The sequence below is a fragment of the Nocardia barduliensis genome, assembly GCF_013315795.1.
GTDB classification, from domain to species: Bacteria; Actinomycetota; Actinomycetes; order Mycobacteriales; family Mycobacteriaceae; genus Nocardia; species Nocardia barduliensis.
The window spans coordinates 1-12,546 of the sequence record NZ_JABLTE010000044.1; the positions used below are offsets into that span (position 1 = coordinate 1).

The 12,546-nt window shown below is 66.7% G+C and carries 12 protein-coding genes and 1 pseudogene; 5 read left to right on the plus strand and 8 right to left on the minus strand.

The genetic code is table 11. From position 1 onward, the window contains the following. Positions 1 to 12: 12 nt before the first annotated feature. Positions 13 to 1,110 (minus strand): MBL fold metallo-hydrolase, encoded by a 1,098-nt coding sequence (locus HOV91_RS19935; protein ID WP_174186913.1) that lies wholly within the window; start codon positions 1,108 to 1,110, stop codon positions 13 to 15. Beyond that, positions 1,110 to 1,958: an SDR family oxidoreductase gene (locus HOV91_RS19940; RefSeq protein WP_174186914.1), complete on the minus strand. Its 849-nt coding sequence runs from the start codon at positions 1,956 to 1,958 to the stop codon at positions 1,110 to 1,112. Before HOV91_RS19940 ends, HOV91_RS19935 begins: the two co-directional genes overlap by 1 nt. Before the next feature lie 114 nt (positions 1,959 to 2,072). On the opposite strand from HOV91_RS19940, the gene HOV91_RS19945 reads away from it, so the two are divergent. Together HOV91_RS19945 and HOV91_RS19950 are read left to right on the plus strand one after the other, a co-directional pair. Further along, entirely contained in the window at positions 2,073 to 2,735 is a 663-nt protein-coding gene (locus tag HOV91_RS19945) for a TetR/AcrR family transcriptional regulator (protein WP_174186915.1), read from the plus strand. 247 nt (positions 2,736 to 2,982) lie between these two features. Further along, the gene (locus HOV91_RS19950; RefSeq protein ID WP_246350450.1) at positions 2,983 to 3,885 is read left to right on the plus strand and encodes a tyrosine-type recombinase/integrase; all 903 of its coding nucleotides are present in this window, start codon (positions 2,983 to 2,985) and stop codon (positions 3,883 to 3,885) included. 205 nt (positions 3,886 to 4,090) lie between these two features. Here the strand turns inward: HOV91_RS19950 and HOV91_RS19955 are convergent, their stop codons facing one another. The 3 genes from HOV91_RS19955 to HOV91_RS19965 are packed head-to-tail and all read right to left on the minus strand — an operon-like array spanning position 4,091 to position 8,075. Continuing rightward, positions 4,091 to 5,710 (minus strand): ABC transporter permease, encoded by a 1,620-nt coding sequence (locus HOV91_RS19955; RefSeq protein ID WP_312884711.1) that lies wholly within the window; start codon positions 5,708 to 5,710, stop codon positions 4,091 to 4,093. Continuing rightward, positions 5,707 to 6,621 (minus strand): ABC transporter ATP-binding protein, encoded by a 915-nt coding sequence (locus HOV91_RS19960; protein WP_174186916.1) that lies wholly within the window; start codon positions 6,619 to 6,621, stop codon positions 5,707 to 5,709. The genes HOV91_RS19955 and HOV91_RS19960 overlap by 4 nt, the downstream gene beginning before the upstream one ends. Next, a complete protein-coding gene (locus HOV91_RS19965; RefSeq protein WP_174186917.1) occupies positions 6,618 to 8,075 on the minus strand; it encodes a serine hydrolase domain-containing protein in 1,458 nt (485 codons plus the stop codon). The genes HOV91_RS19960 and HOV91_RS19965 overlap by 4 nt, the downstream gene beginning before the upstream one ends. Before the next feature lie 429 nt (positions 8,076 to 8,504). On the opposite strand from HOV91_RS19965, the gene HOV91_RS41095 reads away from it, so the two are divergent. Continuing rightward, positions 8,505 to 9,248 (plus strand): PfkB family carbohydrate kinase, encoded by a 744-nt coding sequence (locus tag HOV91_RS41095; RefSeq protein ID WP_369009323.1) that lies wholly within the window; start codon positions 8,505 to 8,507, stop codon positions 9,246 to 9,248. 66 nt (positions 9,249 to 9,314) lie between these two features. Here HOV91_RS41095 and HOV91_RS19975 read toward each other — a convergent pair whose 3' ends face one another. From HOV91_RS19975 to HOV91_RS19985, 3 genes are read right to left on the minus strand one after another with little or no spacing between them, the layout of a single operon-like run. Beyond that, a complete protein-coding gene (locus HOV91_RS19975) occupies positions 9,315 to 9,719 on the minus strand; it encodes a pyridoxamine 5'-phosphate oxidase family protein (protein ID WP_246350460.1) in 405 nt (134 codons plus the stop codon). Between the two features lie 44 nt (positions 9,720 to 9,763). Then, positions 9,764 to 10,123 carry a hypothetical protein gene (locus HOV91_RS19980; protein ID WP_174186919.1) on the minus strand — a complete coding sequence of 120 codons (360 nt, stop codon included), beginning with the start codon at positions 10,121 to 10,123 and terminating at the stop codon, positions 9,764 to 9,766. A 58-nt stretch (positions 10,124 to 10,181) separates the two neighbouring features. Beyond that, on the minus strand, positions 10,182 to 10,505 hold the full coding sequence (locus HOV91_RS19985; RefSeq protein ID WP_174186920.1) for a hypothetical protein: 324 nt from the start codon (positions 10,503 to 10,505) through the stop codon (positions 10,182 to 10,184). 1,141 nt (positions 10,506 to 11,646) lie between these two features. On the opposite strand from HOV91_RS19985, the gene HOV91_RS19990 reads away from it, so the two are divergent. Both HOV91_RS19990 and HOV91_RS41100 read left to right on the plus strand, forming a co-directional pair. Then, on the plus strand, positions 11,647 to 11,955 hold the full coding sequence (locus tag HOV91_RS19990) for a hypothetical protein (RefSeq protein WP_174186921.1): 309 nt from the start codon (positions 11,647 to 11,649) through the stop codon (positions 11,953 to 11,955). Between the two features lie 157 nt (positions 11,956 to 12,112). Continuing rightward, a pseudogene (locus HOV91_RS41100) lies at positions 12,113 to 12,337 on the plus strand (hypothetical protein); the annotation flags it as partial. Positions 12,338 to 12,546 lie beyond the last annotated feature (209 nt).

The following is a 12,546-nucleotide window of genomic DNA, read 5'->3' on the forward strand; positions in this document are numbered from 1 at the left end:
GTTCGAGCCTGGTTACCGGGTGGGGACGGTGATGGCGCCGTAGTCCAGGCCGCCGTGGCTGAAGGTCGGCACGACCGGCCACTGCCGCTTCCAGTTCGCGCATTCGGAGGACGGGATGATCTGGCGCCACTGCGGGTTCCGCGGCGACGGGCTGGCGAGGGTCTTCTCCTTCACCATGGAGTCGTACTGGTCGAGGGAGTCTTCGAGGGTGTTGGCGTTGAGCACTACCTCGCGGCCGTAGAACTGCGCCGTGCGGCGCACGCCGGGGATCTTCGACAGTTCGGGTTGCCAGCTGTCGGCGGCCATCCCGTTCTCTGACGACACCCACACCCCGTCGGGAGTGTTGACGACCAGGGAATGGTTGCCGTCGGTGTGGCCGGGTGTCCACAGCAGGCTGACCCCGACTCCGAGTTCGACATCGCCGTCGAAGATTTCGAGCCGGTCGGCGGGTACCCCGTTCATGCCGCCGTCGACATACCAGGCCCACTGCATGGGGTGCATGGACTCGAAGGTGCCCAGTTCCCTTCGATGCACGAGCAGTTTGGCGTTGGGGAACAAGGGCTTGCGCGGTTCGGCCTCGCCTTCGATGGGCTCGCTGCTGCCCACGATCATGCGTGGGTCCTGGACGTGGAGGTGGTCGAAGCTGATGTAGTCGACGTCGTCGTTGGTCAACCCCAGGCGCGGCAGCACCCGATCGGGGTCGTTGTAGTACTTGACGAACAACGATTCCAGGCCGACGCGGCGGCTGAAGCGCTGCAACTGGCCGTAGAACGGGGCTTCCGCGGAACCGGCGGCTACGGTGGGTTCCCACACCAGGGTCTTCAATTCGCCGTCGAAGCCCTCGAACTGGATCACGAACATGCGGTTGATGATCGAGATGAAGGGGTTGAGGTTGACCGAGTAGTTCTGGAACGCGTACTGCGCCGGATACGGCGCGGCGGCGATGTCGAAACTCTTGACCGCTTTCACCTGCCCCTGGCGCAGAAATCGTTCCCGGTAACTCAGTGCCGCTTCGCGAACAGCGTCGAGCCGCCGGCCCCGGGGCCAGATGTCGTGGACGCCGGAAAACTCCGGGATCGGGCGGACGGTGCCGGATTCGATGTTGGTCATCAGGACTCCCTCGGGTCGGTGGTCTCGGTCAGGGCACGGTGTTCGTAGCCTGCGCGGGTGTTCGAATTCCGTGTTGCCTCGACTTGGTTGGGCACCGTGCGGCGCAATACCTGGTCACGGATGGACTGCGGTAGCACAGCGGCGATGCGGACCAGCAGACCGATCGAGGCCGGCACGGTGACCTGGAAACGTGGGCGGCGCAAAACCGCGACGACGGCGGCGGCGACATCGCCGGGCTGCAACGGTGAGGTCGCGCCGCTGTCGGTGCCGATCGCGAGTTCGGTGTCGACGACGCCGGGCATGATCACCGAGATCTCGACGCCACTGCCGCGCAGTTCCTCGCGTACGCCGGTGAGGTAGCCCAGGACGGCGTGTTTGGTGGCGGCGTAGGTGGATTCTCCGGGCGGGGCGAGTTTGGAGGCGGCCGAGGCGATGGTGACGATGTGACCGCGGCCGCGCTCGCGCATCGACGGTGCGGCCAAGCGCACGCCTCGGATCACGCCGTGCAGGTTCACCGCGAGCATGCGCTCGGTCGCGGTCTCGGGTTCATCGTCGAAGGCCCCGACCCACATGACACCGGCGTTGTTGACCAACACGTCGAGTGGACCCCACAAGGCGGTGACTTCGGCGAGGAACCGGCGGAACGACCCGGTATCGGTCACATCAAGCGTGAACGCATGCACCTGACCCGGTAACGCCTGCGCGGTGGCCTCGGCGGCCTGGATATCGCGATCACCGATCGCAACCCGGGCACCGGCCTCGGCGAGCTGGCGCGCGATCTCGCGCCCGATGCCCTTCGCACCGCCGGTGACGGCCACGATGCGCCCGGCCAGTGTTGTTTCCGTCATTGTGTGATGCCTTCCCTGCATCGGCTGGACACAGCGATCAATGTTGGGCAATCGTGATTGTCAGAAATGGTTCGGCTAGTATTGCACTTCGTCGGCAGGAAGGAAAGGCCCCGAATGACCCGCACGGGACCCTCCGGCCCGAAACCCTCCGGCCGCAAGTACTCCGGTATCGCTCCGGAGGAGCGAGTGCGTCAGCGCCGGGCGGCCATCCTCGAATCCGCTTTGGAGCAGTACGGCACGACCGGCTACGCGGCCGCGTCGATCAAGCAGATCTGCCGCGGCGCCAGCGTCACCGAGCGGTACTTCTACGAGTCGTTCTCCAATCAGGAGTTCTGCCTGGCCGCCCTCTACGACAACCTGGCCGAGATGATGCGCGCGCAGACCATCGCCGCACTCGAGCAGGCCCATCCCGATCTCGACGCACGCACCGCAGCCGGACTCGAAGCCTTCATCCACTACCTGACCAGCGACCCGCGCCGCGCGCGGGTAGTGCTCATCGAGGTCGTCGGGGTTTCACCGGACATGGAACAGCGTCGCCATCGGGTTCTGCGCGATTTCGTCGACACCGTGATGGCCATCTGGGCGACGGAGAGCCCTCGCTCGCTGACGCGAGGCCAGCGGTTGACTGCGACCGCACTGGTCGGCGGCGTCAACCACCTGCTGGTCGACTGGTTGATGGACGGTTGCCATGACGACCCTGCCGACCTCGTGACGGTGTGCGTGGACCTGTTCGCCGCCGCCCGCGCGCGCTGGAACACCATCACATCGTCTTCATAGCTGCCCGTGCGAACCGTCCTATCGTCTCGGCGCGACGGCGTGGTCGACCGATGCGGGCCGTCAGCTGGGCGACGAATCGCCGGACCCCGCAGACCACTGAACTCCTGCGAAGATCTGGCGTTGAGGAGTTACCCCGGATAATGGGCCGTTATCCGGGGTAACGTGGAACCCGACCTGCGGCGGACCCACTCCGGCGCGTTCACGAAGCGGCACCGTTATCCGGGGCAAGCCGGAAAGGCGGGTTCCGATGGCCGCGAACGTGGCCCGCCTGCCCACCGCCCCACCGACGCGCACCCTGCGCTCGGCCGCCGACGTGTTCCTCGACACCATCGGATCGGCGAACACCCGTCGCGCCTACGGCATCGCGATCGTCAAGACCGTCGATGCGCTCGACGGCCGCCCGGACGGAATCCTCGGGCCCAGCCGCGCCCTGGACTCGGTCACCGACGCCGAAGTCGGCGCCGCACTGGAAACGCTGTGGGGTTCCGCCGCGGTGAACACCTGGAATGCCCGCCGCGCCGCAGTCGGCAAATGGCTGAACTGGTGCGCCGAGCAGGGCTGGACCGCACCGAAGCTTCCGACGTCGGCCGCGCGGTCGACGCCGCCGGACTCCGACACCCCGGTCCGCTCACGCACCGCGATCGACCGACTCATCGCCCGCCGCGACATCCACCTCCGGGAGAAGACGCTGTGGCGGATGCTGTACGAGACCTGCGCCCGCACAGAGGAATTGATCCAGCTCAACATCGAAGACCTCGACCTCGCGGGCCGCACCGCCGCGGTGAAGTCCAAGAGCGCCAAACCCCGCACACGCCGCCGCGGCGCCACCCACCACGAACACATCCTCGAGAACGTGTACTGGGACGCGGGCACCGCGCGGCTGCTGCCCCGACTGATCCGCGACCGCACCCGAGGCCCGGTCTTCCTCACCCACCGCCGGCCCGGACCCGGCAAGTACCTGGGCGAGCGTGACGTCTGCCCCGACACCGGCCGCGCCCGCCTGTCCTACGACCAGGCCCGCGACCTGCTCGACGCCGCCACCGCGACCGATGGACCAGGAACCGGCTGGGACCTACACGAACTCCGCCACTCCGGCCTGACCCACCTCGGCGAAGCCGGCGCGAGCCTGCTCGAGCTCATGGCGAAGTAGCGGCACCGCAAGGTCGAGTACCTGCGCCGCTACTTCAAACCATCCCCGCAGGCGATGCGCGAGCTGACCTCAATCCTGGGCCCAGGCGCCGAGCGCCGACGCTGACCAGCAGCTACGCCATATCCGTTGATTCTTCGGCGGTTACTACCGGAACCCCTATTCGCCCGACGAGCGACAACGTGTTCGCCAGCGGGCGGAGTCCTGGTCAATACCCGACGTCGCGGCGGCGAAAACCGGCGGCAGCGAGTATCAGACCGGCCAGTGCGGTCAGGATGATCACGAGCATGGGCGTGGCGGTGACGGTATGCAGCGGCGCCTTCGGAATGTGGGTGAACGGCGAGACGTCGTCGAACCAGTCGGGCAGATCGAATGCGGCTGCGAAGAGCAGCGCCACGGCGCAGTAGGCGAAGGCCGCCCAGGCCACCGCTACAGCCGCTCTCGGAGCGCAGCCGAGGCCGAGTACCGCAACCGCGATCACCGACCAGACCGCGGGGAGATACACCAGCGCCACACCGGTCATGCGCAGTGTCTGTCCTGGATCGGAGATCGTCAGCCCGTACGTCAGGCCGATGCCGAATCCGCCGACGGCCAGCACGAACGCGCCGCCCCCCACAGCGATGGCGAGATGGCTCGCCAGCCAGCGATACCGGCTGACCGGAGCCGCCAGCAGCGGCTCGGCCCGTCCCGCGGTCTCCTCCCCACGCGCGCGCAGCACACTGGCGACGCCGAACGCGGCGGTGAGCAGCGCGACGATCGACACCGTCAGGGATAGATACGAGTTCACCGCGTCGGCCGCGCCGCCGGGAAGGTAGGCGGCGATCTCGGGATTGTCGTCGAGATAGTCCGCGATACTGTCGGCGAACGAGCCGTACGCGGCACCTAACGCGAAAACGGCCACGGCCCAGCCGGCCAGCGAACCGCGCTGTAACCGCCAGGCGAGGCCCAGCGGCGACCCCAGCGCCCAGGACGCGGTCGCGCGCCCCGTGCCGTAGGGGAGCAGTCCGGCGCCGAAGTCGCGTCGATCCAGCAGAGCGAAGGCCAAAGCGGTCAGTGCGAAGGTCGCGGCGGCGAACAACAGCACCGTCCACCAGCGGTCACCGGCGTACGGGTAGCTGCGCTGGGCCCATCCGATGGGCGATGTCCAGGAGGCGGTTCCGCTGCCCACATCGCCGATCGCGCGCGCCACATAGGCGGCCGCCAGCGCAAGCCCGACCGCGCCGTAGACGCTGCGCGGATTCTCGAAGATCTGGGCGGCGACAGCGGTGACGGCGGCGAACGTGACACCCACGCCCCCCGTGACCACGCCCAGCAGCAGTGAGCCGCTCGTCGGGAGCCCGGTGCCGACCGCGGCGGCGAAGAGCACCAGCACGACGGCGATATCGGCCAGCCCGGCCAGCGCCAGCGCGGCGACGGTGGGTGCCCGGCGCCCCACCCGCGCCGAGCGGAGAAGTTCCGCGCGCCCGGTCTCCTCGTCCGAGCGAGTATGCCTGCCGACCAGAAACATATTCATCAACGCGACCACGACCGCCAGGTACGCGAGTATCTCGAAAGCGATCTCGCCGCCGATGGTCGTCAGCAATTGCGTCGGCCCGCCCATGGCGACGGCGGCCGCACTGGCACTCATCGTCTCGCGCAGCTGCGCGAGCTTTTGCGGCGTGTCGTAGAAGCGTTGACTACCGACCGACTGGAACGCCAGCAGCGCGGCTGCGCCGAGCAGCCAGCACGGCAGCGAGAAGCGCTCGCGTCGCAGCGCGAAGCGCAGCAGCGTGCCTGCCCCGGAGAGATCTTGCCGCAGCGGCGGCCGCGAAATCATGGCGGTGCTCACCGGTTCTCCTGCCCTGAAGGGGCCGAAGCGGCGTCGTAGTGGCGGAGGAAGATGTCCTCGAGTGTGGGCGGCGTGCTGGTGAGGCTGCGCACGCCGAGATCGGCGAGTACGCGCGTCACGGCGTCGAGGTGGGCGGTGTCGACGTCGAACCGGGCCCGAGTGCCGTCGCGGACGAGGTCGTGCACTCCGGCCGCCGCGTCCAGACCCGTCAGCGGCCGGGTGGTTTCGACGGTGATCGTGGTGCGGGTCAGATGGCGCAGCTCGGACAGGGTGCCGCTTTCCACGGTGCGCCCGCGCCGGATGATGCTCACCCGATCGCACAGTGCTTCCACCTCGGCCAGAATGTGACTGGACAGTAGCACGGTCCTGCCCTCGTTCTTGGATTCGGCGATGCAGCGCTGAAATTCGGCTTCTTTCAGGGGGTCGAGGCCAACGGTTGGCTCGTCGAGCAACAGCAGCTCCGCGTCCGAGGCCAACGCCGCGACGAGCGCGACCTTCTGCCGGTTGCCCTTGGAGTAGGCGCGCGCCTTCTGGTGCGGATCGAGATCGAATCGCTCCAGCAATTCGGCGCGGCGGCGCCGGTCGATCCCGCCGCGCAGACGGCCCATCAAGTCGATGACCTCACCGCCGGTGATTCCGGGCCAGAGCAGGACCTCACCTGGTACATAGGCCAACCGCGCGTGCAGTGCGACCGCGTCCGACCACGGATCGCCGCCGAGCATGCACAGCGTCCCGGAATCCGCACGCAGCAATCCCAGCAGAATCCGAATCGTCGTCGTCTTACCCGAGCCGTTCGGACCCAGGAACCCATGGACCTCACCGGTGCTTACGGTCAGATCCAGTCCGTCGAGTGCCTTCGCCTGACCGAAAGATTTCGTCAGGCCGGCGATCGTGATCGCGGGCTCGGTCATCTGGGCATCCTTTCCGCCCGCCGGGCCGGCAGGGTTCTCGACTTTCGCAGTGTCATGGGATGCAGGTCGAAGTGCATCCTCATCGCCCCGGTGCCGGACTCTCGACTGAACAGAATTCTGCCGGTGCCCAGACCCCACCGGTCCATGTCGATGCGGAAGGCCAAGCGATCGTCGGGGTCGTCGGGGTGCAGAGGCAGTCCGCGCATCAGGGCGGGAATCGGGGTCAGCACCCGCAGCACCGGTCGGCCGCTGCTGATCCGCACTTCGGCGCCTGCTCCTACCATCGATCGGGCGCGGACATCGGTGAGCGCCCCGGGCAGTGGGTAGAAGCCGCAGATCTCGGGCCAGATTTCCGGCCGGTGCGCGACGTCGTCGCGGATCGCCGGTTGCGCGACACCGAGGATCTCGTGTAGTTGGGCAGAGGATTCGGCCGGAAGCCAGAGCATGGCGCGATGACCGCCGGTGACGAAGGCCAGGACGGCCTGTCCGTCGTCGGGGGCGAGCCAGATCTGGGAGTTGAACCCGGGCAGGATGCCCTGATGCTCGATCACCCGATGGTTCCCGGCCTGACCGCGGAAGAATCCGAGGCCCATTCCCGGCACCCGGGGATCGGGCTGGTACTGCGGTGCGAACATCATTGCCAGCGTCGTGGATTCGACCACGGAACCGTATTCGTTGCCACCGCCGCCGAGCAGTGCGGCGATATAGCGGCCGATATCGCGCGCAGTGGAGTAGGCCGAGGACGCCGCGGCGGTGATCATCTCGCGATGGGTGATCTCTTCCGGCCCGTGCGCGCGCAGCCGGTATCCGACCGCCCGCCGCGACGCCGCGGTCGTGGGCGGGGTGAGACTCGTGTCGAGCATGCCCAGCGGCAGGAACAGCCGTTCGCGCAGATAGTCGGCGAATGGGACGCCTGTGATGTCGGCGACGATCTGGCCGAGGGTGGCGAAGCCATGATTGGTGTAGGTCCATCGGCTGCCTGGTTCGACGTGGACACGCAGGCCGCGCCGGTAGTACCGGCTCAGTGGCGGTACGGGTTCGCCCGGTGCAACACTCTCCCCGAAATCGGGGTGCAGCACCCGCCGGGGATGAGCTGTCTCACCGATGCCCGAGGTGTGGGTCAGCAGGTGGCGTACCGTCACCGGCCCGAACCGCGAATCGGCGGGGACCAGGCGATAAGCGCGTAGATACTTGCTCGCCGGGGCATCGAGATCGATCAGTCCGCGCTCCCACAGCTGCATCACCGCGATCGCGGTGAATGTCTTGGTGATAGACGCGATCCGGAAGATCGTGTCCTGGGTGACCGGGCGGTTCGCGGCGATGTCGGCCATCCCGTGCCCAGCGAAGTCCATTCGGCCCTCACGTACGACGGCGACCGCGGCGCCCACCACTGCCCGCCGACCGAATACGCCTACGATCCGGTCCGCTAGTCGCAGGTCCTCGTTTACCAGCACGGTTTCTCCATTCGCTCGCTGTCGTCGGCGGCACTATCAGCGTGCGGCTTCGCGGAGGGCGTTGGAGGAGGACATCGACTCGAAGGCGGAGGTCGAACGTCCCACACTTTCTCGGAGAGCTGTCGGATGGCGGCCGCGCTGACATCTGTCCACCTCCGTCCTGTCCACGTACTCCGGGCTCGGAGCGCGTGGTGCGGTTAACGCATGCCGGACAGCGATGCGCTGAAACGGAGACCGAGGTGTCCGGTGGCTTCGCGCCTTCGTGTGGCGAGACAGCGGTCATCTCCACGGACGGGCCCGGGTCCGGATGCTTTACAAGATCGGCCTGCAGCGACACTGCCCCGGTCGACGAGCGCGCCCGACTCCGACGGGATCGTAGCGAAAGCACGGAGCGAGAAGATTTCGGTGGGCCGGATCGTGACATCGACGATGAATCCCGCGATCGATCTCGCGACTCGGGTCGAGCGAGTCGTACCGACCGACAAGATGCGCTGCGCGACACCACGCTTCGACCCAGGCGGTGCCGGGATCAACATCGCGCGCACGGCGGCCGAGCTGGGCGTCGAGGTGACAGCGGGCTTTCCCACCGGCAGCCCGAGCGATCGCCCGCTCGAGCAGTTGGTGCGCGATACCGGAGTGCCGCCGCGGCCGGTGCAGGTGGCCGAATCGACCCGGGAAAGCGCTCGGTCACCGAAACCGTCAGCGGCGAGCAGTACCGATTCGTCTTCCAGGCCCGAGGCTCACCGACCCGGAACAGCATCGCTGCTTGGTCGAGGTGGAGCGTGCGGTGCGCGGCGGGAGCTACCTCGTGGCCAGCGGCACTCTGCCACCGGGTATGCGTCCTCGGACTTCTATCAAACCCTCACCGATCTCGCCGGCGAACTCGGGTCGATCCGGACATCGGTTCGAGGCTTACTCAGCTCGAACTCGTCGCGGGCGGTGTCGAGCGTGGCCGGGCAGGACCGCGACATCAGCGCTCGGCAGGGAGATGGCCCCAGGCGACGCTGTAGTTCTCGCGCGCTGATGACATTCGTACCGCGACAGAGGGGAATTCGTCCTCCGGATTATCTCGGGTGCTTCCTGCGAGACTGGTGGTGCCGGGAGGTCCTGCCTCGCGATGGAACCAATCGTCCGGCAGATCAACTCGTCTTCGAGAGGGAGCCGTCAGTCTAACGATTCCGATGAGGCAAGCCATACACCGCGCGGAGCCGCCGAGTACACCAGGGCGGCGGCCGACGCCTAGCTCGGGACCTCGATGAGCCGGACACCTTTCACGATTGTGGGTTCGATTCCGATGACGAAAGTCGTGGTCGGATCGCCCCATGGCGCTAACAGCCTTTCGCAGCGCGCAACGAGTTTGGGATCGGTGACCGGACGCGCGAACCCGGTTACGACCACCGACCAGCCCATACGGCCAACGGGGTCGATGTCGTCGGCTTGATAAGCCACCACGACACCCGGCGCTGTTCCGAGAGTGCTGGCGAGCGGGGCGAGCAGGCGGGTGCGTATGAGAACCATCCCACCGTCGAACAGATGATTTGCCGGGCGTATGGCAGGAAGCGCGTCGCGGGTGAAAACGACCCGCCCGTAGCGCGCGCTCGCCAGCAAGCGGAGCGACTCAGTCTGCTCGATCTCGACCATCATGCTGCTGGGACCATCATCAATCGGGTCGCTGCCATTGCATCGGTTCACCATTTCGTGCGGGGTGATGTCGCCGGCGAGTCCAGCCGACGGCGCGACTTCCATCCGCAACGAGTGTTCTCACCCGTTCGAGCGGAAGCCCTGAGATGTCCCGGCTCCAGGATGCGCACCAGGAACGCTCCCGTGATGGCTGCCATCACCGCGGCCATCACCAGACCGGCGAGAGCCCCGATCACCGCGGTAACCACCGCCGATTGCCCGGGCCGCCACAGCGGGCCGGTGACCACTAGGAAAGCACTCAACCCGGTGATCCAGCCCACGGCGTTGGCCCAGATCCACAGAACCGCTCGGTCTGACCAACGCCGCAAGACATACCACTGTGCGACGCCGAGCGCGAACACCATCACGATCGCACCTGCGGAAACCGTCGGCATTTGTATGCCGATCGGCCAGTCCCCGATTCGGTCACCATAGAGGAGGGGGGATCAGACCGACGGTCCATGCGACGACAGCGCCGACGACCGTGGCCGCGACCCAGTCGCGGGGCGCGAAGCCCCGCAGCCGGCTGCGCAGCACGCGGGCTTGGAACCAGCCCAGGACGCCGCCTTCGATCGCGCCCGCCATCAACAACGCGGCGGCGATCACGCCGGGCGCCGAGTCGGCGGTGAGCGCACCGACACAGGCGAGCGATCCGAAGCCGAGAGTCTCGCCGCTGGTGACCGCGACAAACCAGCGACGCCCGAGGTCCCGGCGTGACGGCACGACCTTGCCTGTTCCCACGTCGATCACGGGATAAGGGTCGAGCGTGTCGGTGCGTTGCCGCGGATGCGCGTCTTGAAAAACCGCCGGCCGTACGACCGCCCCAGATACCGCAACACCCCTATCGTCCGCGATCCCCCGACGTGCAGCCGCGCTGTGGGCAACACCGGCGAAGCGGCGAGCCCTGACCTCGCGTATCCGGTGGTTGTCACAACTGCTCTGCCGACCTGTCGAATCGCCTCGTTCCATACCTCGATCTTCTGCTGCCTTTTCGTGCTGCCACAGAAACGAAAGTCACCATCCGATGGCCGTTCGGAACATGCACAGGACCCTGGACAGCGCCACGCCCCGAGGACGTTGGTCCCGAAGTGAGACGGCACGACGTCCCTCACGTGAGCGCTGGAGCACCATCAAACGGAACCGTCGAGGTGGGGGTTCAGCGGGGGCTGGTGAGGAAGTCGACGCAAGAGCGGATCGTCGCAAGCTGCGTAGTAGTGGCAGTTCCCAGCCGATAGCCAGCAGCCTGTAACCGTCGCCGGGACAGGTTCGCGATGACAGAGGCGGGTTCGCTGGACACGGGCTTCATGGAAATGGAAGACACCGGCCGCCGGGTCAGCGTCGGACACTTCTGAAACGTTTGAAGGAAGCGGGCCAAGCGCCGGTGAGGTTCCCGCGTTCTGTCCTGAGTCGGTGCGCACCCTCGCGCCGGTCCTGTACGCGGCGATCGCCCCGGCCGACGAGTCTTCTCTCAACGGGAGCCGCTGCGGATATTTCCCACCGAATTGCGCATCACGGTACCGGTCTCGACACGCACGACCGAGGCGAAACACGTACTCGACAACCGTGTCTCTGCGGTGATCGCTCATCTGCCGATCGAACTCGACCATCCCGTGGAACGCCTCCTCGCCGTTTACGAGCAGATCCGCATGCACCGTCCTGTTCCATGGTCACCGCCAGGGGCCATCTATCTCGCACGGTCGCCGGTCCGTCCCTGATCGAGCCGCACACACAGACTTCGAGTAACCCACATGGCTCGCCTGGATGGTCCCATGCGCATTTTGCAGGGCACGCACCGGAATCCGCGTCGAGGAACTCGTCGAACTCGCCCACACCAGCATCGGCCGCTACCAGCGCCCCAGCGGCGAAGCGCTGCTGCCGAAGTTCGGGTCGGGTGGTCGAAGAGAGCCGACGCCAACGCGACCTCGAACAGAGTCGGTTCGTCGAACTCTTCGGTGCCGCAGCCGCCCAGATCGGCGCGACCGATGTCGCTGTCCGCATCGCCGGGGTCTACGCGATGGCGGGTGTCGCCGACGAATTCGACGGGCTGCGCCGTCAACAGTGTATCGACGTGCTGTGCGGCTACCTGCGGCTGCCCTACAGTCCCGAACTCGGCGGCAACCATCAGACCAAGGACATCCGCAAGTACCGGTCAGCTGATCTCGCTGGCCCGGAGAACGAACAACACTTCGAGTACCGGTAGAACGACCGCGAAATCCGTGCCACCATCGTCCGCGTCATCGCCGATCACTTGCGGCCCGAGGCCGAATACAGCTGGACAGCAAGCCACTTCGACTTTCGCACAGCTCATCTCGAGGACGTCGACCTCAGCAATGTGAAGTTCTCCGGGGACTGTCGGGTTCGGCGGCGCGACCTTCTCCAGCGACGCCCGGTTCGACCGCGCGACCTTCTCCGGTGAGGCCCGGCTCATGCAGGTGAATTTCGGCACTGAGATCATCTCTTTCGCCAGGCCGAATCAGTGGGGTCCTCGGGCGCCGGTATGCGACTGGGACCAGGACGTCAGACAGAAGCCTGCCAATGTCGAACCGCCGGGATTGGCCCCCCTTGTAGCGGCGGCCTTGTAGTCATACGGCATGGTGTGGAGAATCGTTCGATCTTTGGAAACTCGACCATCAGGGCGGAAACCACGGGAACTCAAGCATTCGTGGTGTCCATGAAACATGTCGAGCAACTGGCGTCGCAGGGTACGGCAGGCATGGATCCGTTGTGGATCCAGACCCTTGCTGATGCCAGCCTCCTCGCTGATGACGACTTACACCCGAAACCCTGAAAC

Bases quoted from the DNA above. Each gene is read 5' to 3' on its own strand.
- HOV91_RS19950 (WP_246350450.1), top strand. From the start codon at position 2,983: ATGGCCGCGAACGTGGCCCGCCTGCCCACCGCCCCACCGACGCGCACC.
- HOV91_RS19975 (WP_246350460.1), bottom strand. From the start codon at position 9,719: ATGATGGTCGAGATCGAGCAGACTGAGTCGCTCCGCTTGCTGGCGAGC.
- HOV91_RS19945 (WP_174186915.1), top strand. From the start codon at position 2,073: ATGACCCGCACGGGACCCTCCGGCCCGAAACCCTCCGGCCGCAAGTAC.
- HOV91_RS19960 (WP_174186916.1), bottom strand. From the start codon at position 6,621: ATGACCGAGCCCGCGATCACGATCGCCGGCCTGACGAAATCTTTCGGT.
- HOV91_RS19935 (WP_174186913.1), bottom strand. From the start codon at position 1,110: ATGACCAACATCGAATCCGGCACCGTCCGCCCGATCCCGGAGTTTTCC.
- HOV91_RS19940 (WP_174186914.1), bottom strand. From the start codon at position 1,958: ATGACGGAAACAACACTGGCCGGGCGCATCGTGGCCGTCACCGGCGGT.
- HOV91_RS41095 (WP_369009323.1), top strand. From the start codon at position 8,505: ATGAATCCCGCGATCGATCTCGCGACTCGGGTCGAGCGAGTCGTACCG.